This window comes from Methylobacterium sp. B4, assembly GCF_003201865.1.
Classification (GTDB): domain Bacteria; phylum Pseudomonadota; class Alphaproteobacteria; order Rhizobiales; family Beijerinckiaceae; genus Methylobacterium.
Genome location: NZ_QJJJ01000027.1, coordinates 16,127 through 35,631 on the forward strand (window position 1 = coordinate 16,127; position 19,505 = coordinate 35,631).

Annotated in this window: 16 protein-coding genes and 1 tRNA gene; 9 read left to right on the forward strand and 8 right to left on the reverse strand. The window is 69.2% G+C overall.

All coding sequences use genetic code 11. The annotated features are described in order from the left end of the window. Positions 1–412 precede the first annotated feature (412 nt). From BY998_RS21070 to BY998_RS21080, 3 genes are all read right to left on the reverse strand, one after another. Complete coding sequence (locus tag BY998_RS21070) at positions 413–1,717, reverse strand: UDP-glucose/GDP-mannose dehydrogenase family protein (RefSeq protein ID WP_110353662.1); 1,305 nt, start codon at positions 1,715–1,717, stop codon at positions 413–415. Between the two features lie 94 nt (positions 1,718–1,811). Further along, a complete protein-coding gene (locus BY998_RS21075; protein WP_110353663.1) occupies positions 1,812–3,953 on the reverse strand; it encodes a glycosyltransferase family 2 protein in 2,142 nt (713 codons plus the stop codon). Positions 3,954–3,959: 6 nt separating this feature from the next. Beyond that, entirely contained in the window at positions 3,960–5,006 is a 1,047-nt protein-coding gene (locus tag BY998_RS21080) for a hypothetical protein (protein ID WP_110353664.1), read from the reverse strand. A gap of 285 nt (positions 5,007–5,291) precedes the next feature. On the opposite strand from BY998_RS21080, the gene BY998_RS21085 reads away from it, so the two are divergent. Continuing rightward, a tRNA-Val gene (locus BY998_RS21085) sits at positions 5,292–5,366 on the forward strand. 643 nt (positions 5,367–6,009) lie between these two features. Here BY998_RS21085 and oxlT read toward each other — a convergent pair. Next, positions 6,010–7,308: an oxalate/formate MFS antiporter gene (gene oxlT / locus BY998_RS21090; protein ID WP_110353665.1), complete on the reverse strand. Its 1,299-nt coding sequence runs from the start codon at positions 7,306–7,308 to the stop codon at positions 6,010–6,012. Positions 7,309–7,960: 652 nt separating this feature from the next. Here oxlT and BY998_RS21095 point away from each other — a divergent pair. The 4 genes from BY998_RS21095 (at position 7,961) to BY998_RS21110 (ending at position 13,121) form a co-directional block, all read left to right on the forward strand. Continuing rightward, positions 7,961–9,343, forward strand: coding sequence for an ethanolamine ammonia-lyase subunit EutB (locus BY998_RS21095; protein ID WP_110353666.1), 1,383 nt, complete (start codon positions 7,961–7,963; stop codon positions 9,341–9,343). Further along, positions 9,340–10,122 (forward strand): ethanolamine ammonia-lyase subunit EutC, encoded by a 783-nt coding sequence (gene eutC / locus BY998_RS21100; RefSeq protein ID WP_110353667.1) that lies wholly within the window; start codon positions 9,340–9,342, stop codon positions 10,120–10,122. Before BY998_RS21095 ends, eutC begins: the two co-directional genes overlap by 4 nt. Before the next feature lie 394 nt (positions 10,123–10,516). Continuing rightward, positions 10,517–12,247, forward strand: coding sequence for a dihydroxy-acid dehydratase (gene ilvD / locus BY998_RS21105; protein ID WP_110353668.1), 1,731 nt, complete (start codon positions 10,517–10,519; stop codon positions 12,245–12,247). Further along, positions 12,234–13,121: a tetratricopeptide repeat protein gene (locus BY998_RS21110; RefSeq protein ID WP_110353669.1), complete on the forward strand. Its 888-nt coding sequence runs from the start codon at positions 12,234–12,236 to the stop codon at positions 13,119–13,121. Before ilvD ends, BY998_RS21110 begins: the two co-directional genes overlap by 14 nt. 47 nt (positions 13,122–13,168) lie before the next feature. Here BY998_RS21110 and xth read toward each other — a convergent pair whose 3' ends face one another. Continuing rightward, complete coding sequence (gene xth / locus BY998_RS21115; RefSeq protein WP_110353670.1) at positions 13,169–13,963, reverse strand: exodeoxyribonuclease III; 795 nt, start codon at positions 13,961–13,963, stop codon at positions 13,169–13,171. An 85-nt stretch (positions 13,964–14,048) separates the two neighbouring features. On the opposite strand from xth, the gene BY998_RS21120 reads away from it, so the two are divergent. Further along, a complete protein-coding gene (locus tag BY998_RS21120; protein ID WP_110353671.1) occupies positions 14,049–14,720 on the forward strand; it encodes a ceramidase domain-containing protein in 672 nt (223 codons plus the stop codon). 159 nt (positions 14,721–14,879) lie between these two features. Next, positions 14,880–15,566: a DUF2490 domain-containing protein gene (locus tag BY998_RS21125; protein WP_110353695.1), complete on the forward strand. Its 687-nt coding sequence runs from the start codon at positions 14,880–14,882 to the stop codon at positions 15,564–15,566. Between the two features lie 27 nt (positions 15,567–15,593). Here the strand turns inward: BY998_RS21125 and BY998_RS21130 are convergent, their stop codons facing one another. Further along, positions 15,594–17,519 (reverse strand): propionyl-CoA synthetase, encoded by a 1,926-nt coding sequence (locus BY998_RS21130; protein ID WP_110353672.1) that lies wholly within the window; start codon positions 17,517–17,519, stop codon positions 15,594–15,596. A gap of 204 nt (positions 17,520–17,723) precedes the next feature. Then, positions 17,724–17,903, reverse strand: coding sequence for a DUF465 domain-containing protein (locus BY998_RS21135; protein ID WP_110353673.1), 180 nt, complete (start codon positions 17,901–17,903; stop codon positions 17,724–17,726). Between the two features lie 253 nt (positions 17,904–18,156). Between BY998_RS21135 and BY998_RS21140 the strand changes: the two genes are divergently transcribed. Further along, the gene (locus BY998_RS21140) at positions 18,157–18,378 is read left to right on the forward strand and encodes a DUF465 domain-containing protein (protein WP_110353674.1); all 222 of its coding nucleotides are present in this window, start codon (positions 18,157–18,159) and stop codon (positions 18,376–18,378) included. Positions 18,379–18,475: 97 nt separating this feature from the next. Here BY998_RS21140 and BY998_RS21145 read toward each other — a convergent pair whose 3' ends face one another. Continuing rightward, positions 18,476–18,652 (reverse strand): DUF3606 domain-containing protein, encoded by a 177-nt coding sequence (locus BY998_RS21145; protein WP_110353675.1) that lies wholly within the window; start codon positions 18,650–18,652, stop codon positions 18,476–18,478. Between the two features lie 354 nt (positions 18,653–19,006). Here BY998_RS21145 and purE point away from each other — a divergent pair, with 354 nt between their 5' ends. Then, positions 19,007–19,504 (forward strand): 5-(carboxyamino)imidazole ribonucleotide mutase, encoded by a 498-nt coding sequence (gene purE, locus BY998_RS21150; protein WP_110353676.1) that lies wholly within the window; start codon positions 19,007–19,009, stop codon positions 19,502–19,504. The last annotated feature ends 1 nt before the right edge of the window (position 19,505 follow it).

The following is a 19,505-nucleotide window of genomic DNA, read 5'->3' on the forward strand; positions in this document are numbered from 1 at the left end:
GGCCGCCGACCACCGGAAGTTTCACGGGGCGTTCTAGTATGACCGTCAGGACCGTCCAACCCGCTTGGCTGCAACCTCTCCCTTAATCCAGAGAGATTGGGAGATTGTGTGGCACGTATTCATCAGTGAAACGTTGACGGCTGAGGCTCGACGTGAGGTCGAGGCCAACAAAAATCAGCATCGGCGAGCAACGCGAAGTCGAAAAATGCCACAATTCCGCCGCGGCCGAGGCGAAGATTTTGCGGAGACTATCGATACTAGCCGATGCGGAAGATCAAGAAATCTGTCCCGCCCGCCCGCGCGGGAGCGAACAATTCTTCGTCCGCGCAAGTCGCCCCGCGCCTGCCGGCCAGATCAAAGGCGGCTCAACTCCCCCAGCCGTCGCCCGCTCTTCGCGCGCCGCCGACGGCACTCAAGCAACTCCGACGCCAGAATAGGCGAAACCGTGCCGCTCGGCCTCGCCGGAGGCATAGACGTTGCGCAGGTCGACGAGGACGGGCGCGCGCATCAGCCCCTTCAGCCGGGCCAGATCCAGTGCCCGGAAGGCGTTCCACTCCGTCACGATCACCAGCGCGTCCGCGCCCTCCGCGCAGGCATAGGCATCCTCGGCATAGGCCACGCCGTCGAGCAGGGGCCGCGCCTGCTCCATCCCTTCCGGATCGTAGGCGACGATCTCCGCGCCCGCATCCTGCAGGCCGGCGATGATCGACAGGGAGGGGGCGTCGCGCATGTCGTCGGTATTGGGCTTGAAGGTCAGGCCGAGCAGCGCGACCCGCTTGCCCCGCACGGAGCCGCCGCAGGCCGTGATCACCTTGCGCGCCATCGCCCGCTTCCTCTGATCGTTGACGGCCACCACCGTCTCCACGATCCGCACCGGCGTGCCGTGCTCCTGGGCCGTCCTCACCAACGCCAGCGTGTCCTTGGGAAAGCAGGAGCCGCCGTAGCCGGGACCCGCGTGCAGAAACTTGCCGCCGATGCGGTTGTCGAGCCCGATGCCGCGGGCGACCTCCTGCACGTTGGCGCCCACCTGCTCGCAGAGATCCGCGATCTCGTTGATGAAGGTGATCTTGGTGGCGAGAAAGGCGTTGGCGGCGTACTTGGTCAGCTCGGCCGTGCGCCGGCCGGTCAGCAGGATCGGCGCCTGATTGAGGTAGAGCGGGCGGTAGACATCCTGCATCACCGCGGCGGTGCGGGCATCCTCGGCGCCGATGACGATGCGGTCGGGCCGCTTGAAGTCGCCGATGGCCGCGCCCTCGCGCAGGAACTCGGGGTTGGAGGCGACCCCCACCTCAAGGTCGGGGCGCGCCTCGCGCAGGATGCGCTCGACCTCGTCGCCGGTGCCCACGGGCACGGTCGACTTGGTCACCACCACGGTCGGGCCGGTGAGCGCCTCGGCGATCTCGCGGGCCGCGGCATAGACGTAGGAGAGGTCGGCAAAGCCGTCGCCGCGGCGCGAAGGCGTGCCGACCGCGATGAACACGGCCTGGGCCCGCGCGACCGCAGGCCTGAGGTCGGTGGAAAAGGTCAGTCGGCCCTGGCGCACGTTCTCGGCCACCAGCGCATCGAGGCCGGGCTCGTAGATCGGCATGCGGCCCTCTTCGAGGGCAGCGATCTTGGCCGGATCCTTGTCGATGCAGACCACCTCGTGGCCGAAATCGGCGAGGCAGGCGCCCGATACCAGGCCGACATAGCCCGACCCGATCATCGCAATTCGCATCGATGTCTCCGCATGAGAAGCCGGGTCCGCTTCGACGGTTGTTGCGGTGCACTCTCTAGCCCGGTTCGCCCGGCGCGCAAACCGGCGCCCGGACTCACAGCCGATAATGCGCCGCGGCCCGGGACAGGTTCGGATTGTAGTAGGGATCGGCCCGGAGCACCGGCGCCCAGCGCTCGCGCATGACGCGCGATTCGGCCTCGAAGCGGGCGCGCTTCTCCGGCGTGTCCTCGGCGCCCCGGCTCTTCGATTCGTGGTGGACGAGCCGGGCATGCGGCGTCCAGACGATGCGGTGGCCCGCCGCCCGAATCTTCAGGCACAGGTCCACGTCGTTGAAGGCGACGGCCAGATGCGCGGCATCGAACCCGCCCACTTCCGAGAAGACCTCCGCGCGCAGGGCCAGGCAGGCGCCCGTCACCGCCGAGACCTCCTGGGCCAGCACCATGCGGGCGAAGTAGCCGGGCTCGCTGCCCGGCAGGCCGAGATGGCTGTGGCCGGCAATGCCGCCGATGCCGAGCACGATACCGCCGTGCTGGATCGTGCCGTCGGGATAGAGGAGCTTGGCGCCGACCGCGCCGACCTCCGGATCGCTGGCGATCGAGGCGAGTTCGGTGAGCCAGCCGGGCTCGATCACCTCGATGTCGTTGTTGAGGAACAGAAGAAGGCTTCCTGCTGCGGCGGCCGCCCCGCGGTTCGACAGGTCCGAGAAGTTGAACGGACCCGGCGCCGCCAGCACCCGGAAGCGCGGATCGGCGGCGTGGTGCGCGAACAGATCCCGCGTGGCCGGCTCGGTGCTGCCGTTGTCGACGACGATGACTTCGAGAGCCGGGTAGTCGGTGCGCGCCAGCAGCCCGTCGAGCGCGACGGCGAGCAGGTCCGCCCGGTCGCGGGTCGGGACGATCACCGAGACGAGGGGCGCCGGCTCCGGAAGGGGACGGACGAGCCGGTTGAAGCCCTGCGCCCCCCGCTCCGCCCGCGCGCCCCTGCGGGCCGCCACCTCCTGGAGCGCCCGCAGGCGCGCATCCTCGGCCCGGGCCAGCGCCCGGTCGGAGAAGGTGCCGGAGCCGGCCGCCGCCCGCCAGTGGTAGAGAATCTTGGGGATGTGGCGCACGTGCGCGCCGTCGATTCCCTCGGTCAGGCGCAGGAGCAGGTCGTGGTCCTGGCTGCCCTCGAAGCCGGGGCGCAGCCCGCCGAGCCGGCGCAGGGCCTCGACGCGCACCGCGCAGAGGTGGTTCACGTAGTTCTGTCCCCACAGCAGCTCGCGGTCGAAGCCCGACTTGAAATGCGGCTCGAAACGGCGGCCCCGGGCATCGACCTTGTCCTCGTCGCTGTAGATCAGCTCGAGCTCGGGGTCCGCCTGCACCGCCTTGGCGACCTCGAACAGGGCGTTCTCCGACAGGAGGTCGTCGTGGTCGAGGAAGGCGGCGTAGGCACCGCCGGCCAGCGTCAGGGCGTCGTTGGTCGCCCGCGCGATATGGCCGTTCTCGGTCCGGCGCAGGTGGCGGATGCGCGGCTCCTCGTCCGCGTGGCGGGCGATCAGCCGGGGGATGCGCGGGTCGGTGGAGGCATCGTCGGCGATGCAGAGTTCCCAGGCCGGGTAGAGCTGCGCCCGCACCGAGCGGATCGCAGCGTCGAGCACGCGCGGATCGGGATCGTGGACCGGCATCAGCACGGAGAGGAGCGGCGGCGCCTCCCAGCCCGCGATCTCGGCGCGGATGCGGGCGCGGTCGGCCTTCGACAACCGATCGAAGCGGGCGATCCAGGCGGCGTAGCCGGTCTCGGCACGATGGGCGAGCGCGCGGGCGATCAGCCCGCGGGCGCGTACCTTCAGGCCGAGCAGGCGCCAAGTGACCGCCTGCGCCGTCAGGCCCGGCTGACGTAAGGCCGCGCGCGCCACGATCGCGCCCCGGCCGCGGCGACGGATCGCGAACGCCTCGAGCGCGAAGGGGTTCGTGCGCGAGAGCGCGCTCAGGCGCAGGGCCACGACGCCCGGCGGCAGCCTTCCCGTCCAGGCGAAGGCGTCGCCGCCGACCGGCTCCTCGGCCAGGGCGAGGCTCTCCCCGTCCGCCGACACCGCGCTGAGCAGGGCGCGCGGAATGCCGCCGCCGCCGGGATCGCGCCATGTCAGGCTCACCCAGGCGCCGCCGAGGCGCACGCCGGTGAGGTCGATGCGCAGGTCGATCCCATCCGCGCCCGTGACGGGCAGCGCCCGGCGGCCCAGCCGTGCCCGCTCCGCCATGGCCCCTCAGGCCTCCCAGCTCTTCGAGACGGAGGCGCGCACGGCGTCGCTCAGCACCGTGTCGTAGAGCACCATGTCGCGGGCAAAGCGCATGCCCCGGAGCAATTCGGCCAGTTCCAGGGTCTCGTTGGGGATCGGCAGGGGCAGCGGCAGCGGAGCCTCGATCCCGAGATGGTGGAACATCGAGGCCATGAAGGCTTCGAAGTAGTCGCGGTGGCCCACCACGTCGATGCGCGACAGCACCTCGACCGCGATGATGGAGCTGGCCGGCATCAGCCGGTCCTCGGGCACGTGCGTGCTGAGCTGGCGCGTCAGGGGATTGTAGAGCAGGTGGTAGGCCGGCTCCGGCATCATCCGGAACAAGCGCTTCAGGCTCTTCACGTCCGTGAAGTCGTAATCGAGCGTGAAGGCCGCGGCCTCCACGAGGTTGCCCAGACGCCAGTGCTGATCGGGATTGGCGGCGATGGTCGCCCGCTCCCGCAGCCAGAACAGGCGGCTCGCCAGTTCCACGAAGGGATCGTGGACGAGCAGCATGGTGAGCGCGCCGCTCTGGACGAAGTGCCCCTCGTAGCGCGGGAAGATGATCGAACCGGCCATCAGGCAGGAATCGAGCGTGACCGTGTCGAACATCGCCCGCAGGATCTCGTCCGGAAACCGGCCGATCCCGAAATACGACTGCCGGAAATAGGGAAAGAGAGAGGCCTGGATCACCGTCTCGGGACGGATATGCCCGTTGAGCAGGATGGCCTTCTTGTCGGTCAGTCCCGCATCCGGCGTGCGCCGGTAGATCATGACGTTGGTGTCGACGTCGTAGATCTCGAGCCGCTCGATTCCCGCCAGCCCCGGCACGTCCGTGTCGCGGATCTCGAAATGGCACTGGCCCGTGGCGTGCCAGCCCAGATGGATGAAGTTGGGATCGGTGTGGATGGCCGAGACCTCGGCCACCCGGCGCCCCTCGATGGAGACGGAGACCCGGCTGATCGCCAGCGGGTTGTCCGGAACCACCCAGCCCCTGATCACGTCGCCCTCGTCGGACGAAAGGAGAAACCGCATCCTTGCTCGCCGTCCTCGGCCCTTGCTTGATCCGCGATTCCAGTCGGCACGCCGAGCGCGGTGTCGGCGGAATTCCCGGCCCACCCGCCCGCGCCTGAAGGAAGAGCCGGTCGCGACCCTGCCGCGTGCCACGCTCTCTTAGCCGATTTTTTTCGCGGGCGCGCAACGGCGCCTCCCCTCCGCGCGAAGGATGAGAAAATCCGCCGCCATCCCGCTTGCGGAGCCGCCCGGCACCGGCTATAGCCGCGGCCTCGCAGGACGCCGGGGTCACCCGGCTCCCTGCCGGGGCGCGTAGCTCAGCGGGAGAGCACTACCTTGACATGGTAGGGGTCACAGGTTCGATCCCTGTCGCGCCCACCATCCTCACTTCGCAGGATGGTTCGAGAGACTGAGGCCCCGGAAACGGGGCCTTTTGTTTTGGCCTTGCCCGCCGTTGACCCGACCATGGGTGCTTGACGGCCGCCTGGCGTGAGCCCGCCCGCATTCGGCCCGGCTTGTCACCTCGCTTCCTCGCTTCGATCGGCATCACCCGGCAGTGCCAAGGCTTGCCGCCGCACGGTCCACTTGCCGGACGCGGATGCTCGGCGATCCGTCGCGTTCGATCGATTCAGCCGAGGGTTCGGGGGTCGACCGCTCCGCTGCCATGCCGCCCGCGGTTGCGAGACTGTTCTTTAGGGTTATCCCGAGCCCTCTCATGCAAATCTTGCATGGCTGGGATTTGGCATCTGGTATCCCAAGCGGTCACGGCCGGTGTCATACCGTTTCCACCACGCGTTTCCCTCGTGGCTTCACCCTGCCGGAGCGCACTACAGCGCCGAGGCACGGATCGTCGACGGAGCCGGTCTCGCGACCGGATCCGGAGGCGCACCGCGATCGACTTCCGGGCTCGGAATTGACGGAGCGGGACGCCGCCCCGGTCGTTGCGGCAAACAAAAAGGCCCCGCCGTCTCCGGCGAGGCCTTCTTGGTCCGCCCGCCGGAGCGGGCGGCGGAAGTGTCCGCGTTTAGGCGTGGGCGAGGGCCGCGTTCGGCACCGCCGCGTTGTTGTTGAGGTGGTGCTGCTTCAGCATCGGCCGGAGCACGGCCACCGCGAGCGCCGCCGCGATCAGGTCCATCACCGCCACGGTGTAGAGCACCGACGACCAGGTACCCGTCGCCTGCATCAGCAGGTTGCCGACCGGCACGAACAGCGCGGCAAAGCCCTTGGCGCAGTAGAGGACGCCGTAGATCTTGCCGATGTGCTTGGAACCGAAGGTGTCGGCGGCGGTGGCGCTGAACAGCGAGTACACTTCGCCCCAGGCCAGGAACACGATGCCGGAGAGGATCACGAAGGCCCAGGGGTTGGAGCCGAAGTAACCCAGCGCCACGATGCCGATGCCCTCCATCGAGAAGGCGATGAACATCGTCTTCTCACGGCCGATCCGGTCCGAGATCCAGCCGAAGAGCGGACGCGAGATGCCGTTCATGACGCGGTCGAGCATCAGGGCGAAGGGCAGCGCAGCCATGGCGAAGAAGTACAGGTTCACCTGGAAGTTCTTCACGCCGAGGTCGGTCGCGATGACGCCGAGCTGGGCCACCGCCATCAGGCCGCCCGTCACGGTGCAGGTGAACATCACCAGCATGACGTAGAAGACCGGGGTGCGCAGGGCCTCGCCGAGGGTGTAGTCGCGGCGGGACTGAAGCACCTTGGTCGAGTACTTCACTTCATCCTTGGCAGGCGAACGCATGAGGATCGAGGCCAGGATGATGACGGTGCCCTGGATCAGGCCGAAGGTGAAGAAGGCCTGGGCGTAGCTGCCGGCATCGATCATCTTGGCGATCGGGATGATGGTCAGAGCCGAACCCGCGCCGTAGCCGCCCGCGGTCAGACCGACGGCCAGGCCGCGCTTGTCCGGGAACCACTTCAGGGCGTTGTTGATGCAGGTGGCGTAGACGCAGCCGACGCCGATGCCGCCGAGGATCGAGCCGATGTAGAAACCGGTCAGCGAGGTCGCGTAGGAGTTCATCACCCAGGCGGCGCCGGTCATCAGACCGCCGAACATCACGACACGGCTCGGGCCGTACTTGTCGATGAAGTAGCCCTCGATGGGCGTCAGCCAGGTCTGGACGACGACGAAGATCGTGAAGGCGACCTGGATCGCGGCGCGATCCCAGCCGAAGGTCTTCTGGATCTCAGGAACGAACAGAGTCCAGGCGTACTGAATGTTGGCCGCGGCCACCATGCAGATCACACCGAGGACGATTTGAAGCCATCGGTTCGGCGATACTACAGGTCGATCCGGGGCAATGGACGACGTTGCCATGAGCGTGCTCCCTCGTTCCTTCATTGACGCGAAGACCGGGCTCGGTCGGTGCGAGGCGCGTCGATGCGGTTTGTTTCAGGTCCAACTTGTGCCCACACGGTTCCGCGGCCGTCGCCATCCCCCCGTGCGGTGGTATGCATTATTTGGTATGCCAGAGGTACAATCAAGCGAAATAATGCTGTCTTCTGACATGAAAGTGATGGATGACGATACCGCTTCGCCTGGAACCCTCTGAGAAAACGCGCGAATCCCACCGAAATCCGCACCCTCCGCGCGCCTTGAGCAGCGTTTCTCGCGAGGATCGGCCGACTTTTGCTGGGCTTCTCGCAGTTGCGAGATGATCCGCATCCGTATTCGGCCCCGGCACCGACCGTCTGAATAGCCCACGCTTCGGCCCGAGCCGACAGCCGCGGCCGGCAATCGACTTTCCGCTCACAAGTGGCGTCTTGGAAGTGACGCTCCGAAACGATTCGCGTCCTGCCCGAGCGGCGGGAGTTCGCCGGGGCGAGGCGGAAGCGCCGCTGCGGCGCCGTTCTTGCTCCGGGTTAGCGAAATCGGGACGCGCCCGGGGCCGCCCCGGCACGCCTCACGAAACCGCCTCGACAGGCCGCGCGAAGCCTGCATCCTGTCGGGCGAGGCCAAGGAGCGTCCGATGCCCTACCGTCATACCGTCGGCCCGCGCACCCACGTCTTCGCCGATCTGGCGACGCTGATGGCCAAGGCGACGCCGGTGCGCTCCGGCGATTGCCTCGCCGGCATCGCCGCGGAATCGGCCGAGGAGAACATGGCCGCCCGATGGTGTCTCGCCGAGGTCCCGCTGAAGGCGATCCTGGCCCGACCGCTGATCCCTTACGAGGAGGACGACGTCACCCGCCTCATCCTCGACGACCACGACGAGACGGCGTTTGCCGAGATCGCCGGGCTGACGGTCGGGGATTTCCGCGAGTTCCTGCTCACCGCCTCCTCCGAGACGCTGGCCCGGATCGCACCGGGCGTGACCCCGGAGATCGCCGCGGCCGTGTGCAAGATCATGCGCAACCAGGATCTGATCCTGGTGGCGCGAAAGTGCCGGGTGGTCACCCGCTTTCGCAACACCATCGGCCTGCCCGGCACGCTCGCGGTGCGGCTCCAGCCCAACCACCCGACCGACGATCCGGCGGGCGTCACCGCCTCGATCCTCGACGGCCTCTCCTACGGCTGCGGCGACGCGGTGATCGGCATCAACCCGGTCTCGGATTCGATCCAGACCATGAGCACCCTGCTGAGCCTGTTCGACGGGATCATCGGGCGGCTGGAGATTCCGACGCAGGCCTGCGTGCTCACTCACGTCACCACGACGCTCGACGCGATGAACCGCGGGCTGCCGGTCGATCTCGTGTTCCAGTCGATCGCCGGCACGCAGCGGGCCAACGCGAGCTTCGGCGTCACCCTGCCGATCCTGCGCGAGGCCCACGAGGCGGCGCTGGCGCTCAAGCGCGGCACGCTCGGCGACAACGTGATGTATTTCGAGACCGGCCAGGGCTCGGCCCTCTCGGCGGACGCGCATCACGGCATCGACCAGCAGACCCTCGAAGCCCGCGCCTACGCGGTGGCCCGCCGCTACCGGCCGCTTCTCGTCAACACCGTGGTCGGCTTCATCGGCCCGGAATATCTCTACGACGGCAAGGAGATCATCCGCGCCGGGCTGGAGGACCATTTCTGCGGCAAGCTGATGGGCGTGCCGCTGGGCGTCGACGTCTGCTACACCAACCACGCCGAGGCCGATCAGGACGACATGGACACGCTCCTGACCCTGCTCGGGGCAGCAGGCTGCACCTACGTGATGGGCATTCCCGGCGCCGACGACGTGATGCTGAACTACCAGTCCACCTCGTTCCACGACCAGCTCTACATCCGCGAGGTGCTGGGCCTGAAGCGCGCACCCGAATTCGAGGAATGGCTCGCCCGCATCGGCCTCACCGACGCGGACGGCGCGCTCCTGCCCGGCGGGGCCGCTTCCCGCCTGCTCACCGCCGCCCCGGATCTGGCCGCATGAGCGCCCCGGGCGACGACCTCTGGCAACGACTGGCCCGCCTCACGCCGGCCCGGATCGGGCTGGGTCGCGCGGGCGCCGGCCTGCCGACCCGCGAGGTGCTGAAGTTCGGCCTCGCCCATGCCCAGGCCCGCGACGCCGTCCACACGCCGATGGATGCAGGGGCGGTGGCAGGGGCCGTCGGAGCCCTCGGTTTCCCCACCCTGGCGGTGACTTCGGGCGCTCCGGACCGGGCGACCTATCTGCGCCGGCCCGATTGCGGACGGCGCCTTTCGCCCGAGAGCCTGAAGGCCCTTTCCGAAGCCGCGCAGGAGCCTGTCGACCTCGCCCTGGTCGTGGCCGACGGCCTCTCGGCCCGGGCGGTCCACGAGGGCGCCGCCGCGATGCTCGCCGCCTTCAGGCCGCACGCGGAGCGGGCCGGATGGCACCTCGCCCCGGTGGTGATCGCCACGCAGGCCCGCGTCGCGCTGGGTGACGCGGTCGGGGCAGCCCTGAAGGCCCGCGCGGTGGTGATGCTGATCGGGGAGCGTCCCGGCCTGTCCTCTCCCGACAGCCTCGGCCTCTACCTCACCTTCGCACCGAAGCCCGGGCGCACGGATGCGGAACGAAACTGCATCTCGAACGTCCGCCCGGCCGGCCTCGGCTTCGATCTCGCCGCGTTCAAGCTGAACTGGCTCCTGACCCAGGCCTTTGCGCGGGGTCTCTCAGGAGTGAACCTCAAGGATGAGAGCGACCGCCTGATCGAGGCGGGGACGCCGGACATTGCCATCGGTCGGAGCTGACGGCACCACTCACCTGGGGGACGGTGCGCAAGCACCGGAAATTCGAGAGGACGGGCACCGATCCGCCCGTGCTCGCGCCGCGAAAACGTCTCTCCTGCGGGACCGCGCGAGGGTGACGGCGCGTTGATTGTGCGAAGTCGATCGGAAGCCGGCGCAAGCTGAGCTGTTGCGGACCCGACACACCGCGAAAGCAACCTGACTTTGCCTTGAGCTGTGCCTTCGAGCGCCGCAATCCCACCATAAACCGAGACGACTTCCGGGGTCGCGGTAAACGCTGTCGCTCCAACGCCTTACCGCAGAGTTTCGAGGACGTCGAAGGACGTTTTTCCGCGCTGGGCCGTATCCGGTACCGCGCGGCCTCGGGGGCGTAACGGGACCGGGGCCGAGAACAGCGATGGACGCGCGTCAGACCGACAAGTCGAAGCTGCCGAGCCGGCACGTGACGGAAGGGCCCGAGCGCGCGCCGCACCGCTCGTACCTCTACGCCATGGGCCTGACGACGGAGCAGATCCACCAGCCGCTCGTCGGCGTCGCCTCGTGCTGGAACGAGGCCGCGCCCTGCAACATCTCGCTGATGCGTCAGGCCCAGGCCGTGAAGAAGGGCGTCGCCGCCGCCAAGGGCACGCCGCGCGAGTTCTGCACCATCACCGTCACCGACGGCATCGCCATGGGCCATGGCGGCATGCGCGCCTCGCTGCCGTCGCGCGAGGTCATCGCCGATTCGGTCGAACTGACCATCCGCGGCCATTCCTACGACGCCCTCGTGGGCCTGGCCGGCTGCGACAAGTCCCTGCCCGGCATGATGATGGCCATGGTGCGCCTCAACGTGCCCTCGATCTTCATCTACGGCGGCTCGATCCTGCCCGGCTCGTTCCGCGGCCGGCCGGTCACCGTGCAGGATCTGTTCGAGGCGGTCGGAAAGGTCGCCGTCGGCGACATGAGCCTGGACGACCTCGACGAGCTGGAGCGGGTCGCCTGCCCGTCGGCCGGCGCCTGCGGCGCGCAGTTCACCGCCAACACCATGGCCACCGTCTCCGAGGCGATCGGCCTCGCTCTGCCCTACTCGGCCGGCGCGCCCGCTCCTTACGAAATCCGCGACCAATTCTGCGCCGCCGCCGGCGAGAAGGTGATGGAGCTGATCGCCAAGAACATCCGCCCGCGCGACATCGTCACCCGCAAGGCGTTGGAGAACGCCGCCGCGACGGTGGCAGCCTCGGGCGGCTCGACCAATGCGGCCCTGCATCTGCCGGCGATCGCGCACGAATGCGGAATCGAGTTCACGCTGTTCGACGTGGCCGAGATCTTCCGCAAGACCCCCTACATCGCCGATCTGAAGCCCGGCGGGCGCTACGTCGCCAAGGACATGTTCGAGGTCGGCGGCATCCCGCTCCTGATGAAGACCCTGCTCGATCACGGCTACCTGCACGGCGATTGCCTGACGGTGACCGGCCGCACGATCGCGGAGAACCTCGCCAAGGTCGCCTGGAACCCCGACCAGGACGTGGTGCGCCCGGCGAATCAGCCGATCACCGTCACCGGCGGCGTGGTCGGGCTGAAGGGCAACCTCGCTCCCGAGGGCGCCATCGTGAAGGTTGCCGGCATGCCGGCCGAGCAACAGGTCTTCACCGGCCCGGCCCGCGTCTTCGACGGCGAGGAGGCCTGCTTTGAAGCGGTGCAGAACCGCACCTACAAGCCCGGCGACGTTCTGGTCATCCGCTACGAGGGCCCGAAGGGGGGCCCCGGGATGCGCGAGATGCTCTCGACCACGGCCGCCCTCTACGGCCAGGGCATGGGCGACAAGGTCGCCCTCATCACCGACGGGCGCTTCTCCGGCGCGACCCGCGGCTTCTGCGTCGGCCATGTCGGCCCCGAGGCCGCGATCGGCGGGCCGATCGGCCTCCTGCGCGACGGCGACATGATCACCCTCGATGCGATCGAAGGCACGCTGGACGTGGCGCTTTCCGACGAGGAGTTGGCCCAGCGCCGCGCCGGGTGGACGCCCCGGGGCAATACCGCGACCTCCGGCTACCTCTGGAAATACGCGCAGACCGTGGGGCCTGCCGTGAACGGCGCCGTGACCCATCCGGGCGGTGCGGGGGAGACGACCATCTATGCCGATATCTAGGACTGCCCCTCTCCGGCCCGCGTGGCCGGCCGGGGCCGATCCGGGTCGGCTTCGGGCGGGGCTTCTCGCCGGCTTCCTCGGCTTCGCGCTGATGTTCACCGCCGTCGATCCGGGCACCGCGCTGGACGCGAGCGCGCGTACGCCGGTCCCCGAGAAGGGGTACCGTTCGGGCCGCGATGCCCTGCGCTCGGGCGTGCGCGACTACAACGCGGGTGACAAGCAGGGCGCCGTGCGGGCGCTGGAATACGCCGCCGACCAGGGCCAGACCCTGGCCCTGTGGAAGCTCGGCCGCATGTACGCGGACGGGGACGGTGTGCCCCACGACGACCTCAAGGCGTTCGAGTATTTTTCGCGCATCGCCGACGACAACACCGACGACTCGCCGGACACGCCGAATTCAGGCGTGGTCGCGAGCGCCTTCAACGCGCTCGGCACCTACTTCCTGGAGGGGATCAAGGGCACCTACGTGCGCCCGAACCCCGAGCGCGCCTACGACATGTTCAACTACGCGGCGTCGTATTTCGGCGACCCCAACGCGCAGTACAACCTCGCCCGGCTCTATCTCGACGGCACCGGCGTCGAGCAGGATCCGCGCAAGGCCGCGCGCTGGTTCAACCTCGCCGCCGAGAAGGGTCACCGTCCGGCCCAGGCGCTGCTCGGCGACATGCTCGTCAAGGGCTCCGGCGTGCAGCGCCAGACCGTGAAGGGCCTGACCTGGCTCGCCATCGCCCGCGGCGGGGCGCAGGGCGCGTCCGACACCTGGATCGTCGATCTCTACGAGAAGGCCTGGGCCTCGGCCAACGAGGCCGACCGGGCGGATGCGATGGCCCAGGCGCAATCGCTCTCGACCGGTTCGACCCGGCGGCGGCGGTAGCATTCTCAGCACCCTCCCCCTCTGCGAGGGAGGGGCTGAACCGCGGATCACCCGTCGCTCAGCTCCACCGTCACCGGCACGTGGTCAGACGGCTTTTCCAGCCCGCGCAGGTGGCGCTGCACCGAGGCCGAGACGAGGCGGTCGGCGGCCTGGGGCGAGAGCAGCAGGTGGTCGATGCGGATGCCAAAGTTCCGCGGCCAGCAGCCGGCCTGATAGTCCCAGAAGGTGTAGAGCCCCGCGCTCGGCTCGCAGGCCCTCAGGCCATCCGTAAAACCTTCCGCCAGCAACGCGCGGAAGGCGCGGCGGGTCTCGGGCAGGAACAGGGCGTCCTGCGTCCAGGCGGTGGGGTCGGCGGCATCCTCGGGCTCGGGGATGACGTTGAAATCGCCCGCCAGCACCAGCGCCTCCTCGGTCGTCATCAGGGCACGGGCATGCGCCCGCAGGCGGGCCATGAAGGCGAGCTTGTAGCTGTATTTCGGACCCGGGGCCGGGTTGCCGTTCGGCAGGTAGATCGAGGCGACCCGCACCGGCGCCACGCCCTCCCCATGCACCAGCGCCTCGATGTAGCGGGCCTGCTCGTCCTCGGCGTCGCCCGGCAGGCCGCGCAGCAGCTGCGTGTATTGAAGCGGCGCGCGCACCAGCAGGGCGACGCCGTTATAGGCCTTCTGCCCCAGCGTCTCGCATGCATAGCCCGCCGCCTCGATCTCCTCGCGGGGGAACGACGCGTCCTGGCATTTCAGCTCCTGCAGGCAGACCACGTCGGGCCGCGCCTCGTCGAGGAAGCCCAGCAGGTGGCCGACCCGCTGCTTGATCGAATTGACGTTCCAGGTGGTGATCCGCATGGGTCTCGGGGGAGGCTCGGCCGGAGGGGCTCCCGTCATCGGGCCTTCGCGCGGCCCTGGCAAGGCGATCGCGAGGAGAGCCCCCATGGACGCGTCCTGGTTCGAGCCGGTGCGGGCCTATTGCGAGCGCGGCGACGCCGGCTTCTGGGCCGAGCCGGTCAATGCCCTGACGAACGCCGCCTTCCTCATAGCGGCCGGGCTCGCGGCGCGGCGTGCCCGCGGCGACGGACCGGTCCTGGCTCTGGCCGCCGTGACCTTCGTGGTGGGGATCGGCTCGTTCCTGTTCCACACCCTGGCGAACCGCTGGTCGATGCTGGCCGACGTGATCCCGATCGCCAGCTTCATCTACGGCTACTTCGCCCTGGCCATGACCCGCTTCTTCGGCTTCCGGCCGGCGGCGGCGACGGCCCTCACGCTGGCCTTCGCCGCCCTCGGCGCCGGCCTGACTCCGGCCCTCGACACGCTGACCGGGCGCTCGGTCTCGGGCCTCACCAACGGCTCGGTCGATTACGCCCCGGCGATCCTGGCGCTCCTCGGCGTCGGGCTCGCCCTCCTGAAGCGGACGCCCGGCACCGCCCGATCCGTGCTCGCGACCGCAGGGGTCTTTCTCGTCTCGCTGGCCTTCCGCACGGTCGATGTCAGCGTCTGCGCGCGCCTGCCGCTCGGCACGCATTTCCTCTGGCACGGGCTCAACGCGGTGGTACTCTACCGCCTACTGATCGCGGCGACCCAATTCAGGGTCGGACGCGCGGCCTGAGACGGCTCCTCGATCCGCTGCGCTCACCGGCCGCGTGCCCGTGGCCCTGCGGCGAGCGCGACCGCCGACTTGACGGTTTGCGCCGGGGGCGAACAATTCCGTCTCGAACCGGGGCACCAAGCCTTGGACGGGCGCGGGCCGTGGGCGGAGGGATGGATCGTGACCGGACGCGCACGTCTCCTCCTGGCCGCCCTGTGTCTCGCGGTATCGGGCGGTCAGGCCGAGGCCGAGACGGTTCAGGACGGGCAGCTCTGGATCAACACGACCCTGTTCGGATCGATCGGGGATCTGGCCTTCTTCGCCGAGGTCCAGCCGCGCATCGGCAACGGCATCTCGCAGCTCGACCAGTTGATCCTGCGCCCGGCCGTCGGCTGGAAGATCAACGAGAGGCTCACGCTCTACCAGGGCTACGCCTCCGTCGAAGACCGCGGCGGAGCGGGCCGCGTGCGCTTCGAGGATCGCAGCTTCCAGGAGATCAACTGGAAGATCGGCGAGATCTCCGGGGTCAAGGTCTCATCCCGCACGCGCTTCGAGCAGCGCTGGCAATCCGCCGGGCGGGATGTGGGCTTCCGCCTGCGCGAGAACCTGCGCTTCGCCCGGCCGCTGACGCCGGAGAAGGACAGCGTCTCGGCGGTCGGCTGGGTGGAGGCGTTCGTGGCGCTGAACGACACCGATTGGGGGGCTCGCGCCGGCTTCGATCGCGTCCGCACCTTCGTCGGGCTCGAATGGCCGATCGGCGGCACGTCGACGGTGGAGGTCGGCTACCTGAACCAGACCGCCCGCACGGCCGCGAGCGGCACCGAGGTGGATCACATCCTGTCCCTGAACTTGTCCGTGCGGAATTGAACCGGGAGGCGCGGACCGAAGACGGCTCTATCCCCCGATCCCGCGCGCCTTCAGGCTGTCGCCGATCTCCTCCAGGGCCGTCGGATCCTCGATGGTCGGGGGCATGGAAAAGTCCTCGCCGTCGGCGATGCGCTTCATCGTCCCGCGCAGGATCTTGCCCGAGCGCGTCTTCGGCAGGCGCCCCACGGTGAGCGCCAGCTTGAAGGCGGCCACGGGGCCGATCTCTTCGCGGACCCGGGCGACCAGTTCCCGCTCGACCGTCTCGGGGTCCTTGGCGACGCCCGCCTTCAGCACGACGAAGCCGCAGGGCGCCTCGCCCTTCAGGGCGTCGCGGATGCCGATCACCGCGCATTCGGCGACGTCCGGGTGGGCGGCGAGCACCGCCTCCATGCCGCCGGTGGAGAGGCGGTGGCCGGCCACGTTGATGATGTCGTCGGTGCGGCCCAGCACCGTGACGTAGCCGTCCTCGTCCACCACGCCCGCATCCGAGGTGTCGTAATAGCCGGGGAAGGTGGCGAGATAGCTCTGGCGGAAGCGCTCGTCCGAGCCCCACAGGGTCGGCAGGCATCCCGGGGGCAGGGGCAGCCTGAGGGCGATGGTGCCCATCGTGCCGGGGGCGACCGGCTTGCCCGCCTCGTCGAGCACGTGGAGGTCGTAGCCCGGCATCGGTTTGGCGGTGGAGCCGTACTTCACGGGCAGAGGCTCGATTCCGAGCGGGTTGCCGGCGATCGCCCAGCCGGTCTCGGTCTGCCACCAATGGTCGATCACGGGCCGCTTCAGCGCCCGCTCGGCCCAGGCCACCGAATCCGGGTCGGCCCGCTCGCCGGCCAGGAACAGGGCGCGGAAGCGGGAGAGATCGTAGCCCGCGATCTGTTCGGCGCGCGGATCCTCCTTCTTGATGGCGCGCAGGGCCGTGGGCGCCGTGAACAACGTCGCGGCGGCGTGCTCGGCCACGACCCGCCAGAAGGCGCCGGCATCGGGCGTGCCGACCGGCTTGCCCTCGTAGAGCACGGTGGTGCAGCCGTGCAGCAGCGGCGCGTAGACGATGTAGGAATGGCCCACCACCCAGCCGATGTCGGAGGCGCAGAAATAGACCTCGCCGGGCGCGACGCCGTAGAGGTTGGCCATCGACCATGCCAGCGCGACGCAATAGCCGCCGCTGTCGCGCACCACGCCCTTGGGCCGTCCTGTCGTGCCCGAGGTGTAGAGGATGTAGAGCGGGTCGGTCGCCGCCACCGGCAGCGGCTCGGCCCGCCGCCCGGCCCGGCGCGCCCGCGCAACCGTCTCCGCCCAATCCCGGTCGCGGCCCTCGACGAGGCCGGCCTCGCCTTGCGGGCGCTGCAGGATCAGGCAGGCGTCGGGCTTGTGCGACGAGCGCTCGATGGCCGCATCGAGCAGTGGCTTGTAGGCCACGACCCGGGCCGGCTCGATGCCGCAGGAGGCGGCCAGGATCACCTTGGGCGCGGCATCCTCGATGCGGGCGGCGAGTTCGTTGGCGGCAAAGCCTCCGAACACCACCGAGTGGATCGCGCCGATGCGGGCGCAGGCCAGCATCCCGAACAGCGCTTCGGGCACCATCGGCATGTAGATCACCACCCGGTCGCCCTTGCCCACGCCGAGATCGGCGAGGATGCCGGCGAGCACGGAGACCTCGTCCTGCAGCGCGCGGTAGCTGATGGTGCGCTTCGTGCCGGTGACGGGCGAATCGTGGATGATCGCGGCCTGGTCGGCGCGGGCGCCCTGCGCGTGCCGGTCGACCGCATTGCGGCAGACGTTGAGCCGGGCGTCGGGGAACCAGCGGCCGTAGACGCCCTGATCCGGATCGAAGGCGCGGCCGGGCGGCGTGTCCCAGTCGATGGCCCGCGCGGCCGCCAGCCAGAAGCCCTCCGGATCTTCGAGCGAGGCGGCGTGGACGGCGGCATAGGTGCCGTCGGGGGTGGGGGCGGCGGGCATCGGACGCTTCCTCGGGCGGGCCGGTTGTCCCGGCCTGTTCGCGGGTGATGATAGCGCGATTTCCCGCCCGTGGCGTCCGGGCTCGGCCCCTTCACAGCAGAACCGCCGCGCTGGTTTCCCAGGCGGCGGCGACGCGATCGGTACGATTGGGAGAAAGAAGATTACCGGCGGCCTCTCCCGGGGCCAGGCCGGTCGTGAGGCCCGCTAGTGGAGGGTTTCTCCGGATCGCAGGCGCTCGATTTCGTCCTTGAGGTGCAGTTTCTTACGCTTGAGTTCCGCGATGCGCAGGTCGTCGCTGGCGAGAGACTGGATCGCGTCGTGAAGCTCACGTTCCAGAGCGTCATGCTTGGCGGCGAGCTGGCTCAAATGCGTCTGCAAGGACATCAGGTGTCGCTCCTGTCATCGTTTCCGACGCGGGGAGACTGACACAAGATGGAGCGGCTGTCGAAGCCATTCGTTGGCAAAATGGACCGATCCGCAACAAGGTGATTCCAAATTTCGTGAATCCGGCAGCGGCTCTTTACTACGGCCACGTTTGCCCGGAGGAGGCGGGAGAACGGCGCCGCGCGCCTTGCCCCAGAGGTGGGCTTGGCGCATGGTCGCACCCGCTCCAACGGCCGGTGATGTGTTTCGAGCGATGATGGCGGACGATGTTGCCAACGACGCGGTGGCGGATCCGGCGGGCGAACTCAGCCGGCTCCGCGAGGAGCATCGGGATCTCGACGAAGCCATCGAAGCGCTGAAGCTCAGCGTCGCCGTCGATCAGCTCCAGCTGCAACGTCTGAAGAAGCGCAAGCTCGTGCTGCGCGACCGGATCGGCCACCTGGAAGACCAGATCACCCCGGACATCATCGCGTGACACGCGAGCCGGGAAGGCTATGCCTCCCCGGCGTCGGTTCCTGGTAATCGAGTCCTGAAAGTGGCCTCGCCAATTTCTGCGGGCCAGAGTTGCAGCGTTACTTGGCGAGATAGGCCGAGACGCTGGAGACGCGGTTGCCGACGAGGCGAACCGCCTTGCGCAGGCGCTCGTCCGTGACTTGGAACAGGTCGGCCCAATGCCTGCGGCTGGTGCTGTCGTGGATGTCGATGTGGGTCGGGGTGCGGGCGCGCGTGTTCTGGTCCGCGGAGGACATCGAGAGGGCTCACTGGATTGAGGGATCCGGCCGCCGAAGGCCGTTTCCTGCTCAACGCGGTCGGGTCGTTTCGGCTCCGGTGCCCGAGGCGGGATTCTGCGGGTTTTTTGCGCGCCCTGGACGGGGGCCGGACAAGGCTGTGGACGGGGTTTCCGCGCGCTCGCGAGCCATGGCTTTCTTGCCGCCCCCAGGCATCGGCGGCGCCTGTGCGGGCGCAGGCTTTCGCGTCGCGGCTTCGGACCATCCGACTTGCATGCCCCGCCCGCCTTGCCGTCGCGCGCACGCCCCTGTTATTCGACCCTTCCTGCCGGGCCCGCGGACCGGCGCCTCGACCTGCCTTAGGACCAGACGACGATGACGGGATCGCCCCCGGTCGCCATCATCATGGGAAGCCAGTCGGACTGGGCGACCATGCGCCACGCCGCCGAGACGCTGGATGCGCTCGGCGTCCCCCACGATGCGCGCATCGTCTCGGCCCACCGCACGCCGGACCGGCTTGTGGCCTTCGCCAAGGGCGCGAAGGCGGCGGGCTTCAAGGTCGTGATCGCGGGCGCGGGGGGAGCGGCGCACCTGCCGGGCATGGCCGCTTCGATGACCCCGCTGCCGGTCTTCGGCGTTCCGGTCGAGTCGAAGGCGCTCTCGGGCCAGGACAGCCTGCTCTCCATCGTCCAGATGCCCGCCGGCATTCCCGTCGGCACCCTGGCGATCGGCCGGGCGGGCGCCGTCAACGCCGCCCTGCTCGCCGCCGCCGTCCTGGCGCTGACCGACGAAGGTCTGGCCGGGCGGCTCGAAGCGTGGCGCACCCGCCAGACCGAATCCGTCGCCGAGCGGCCGGACCCCTCTCAAGCCTGAT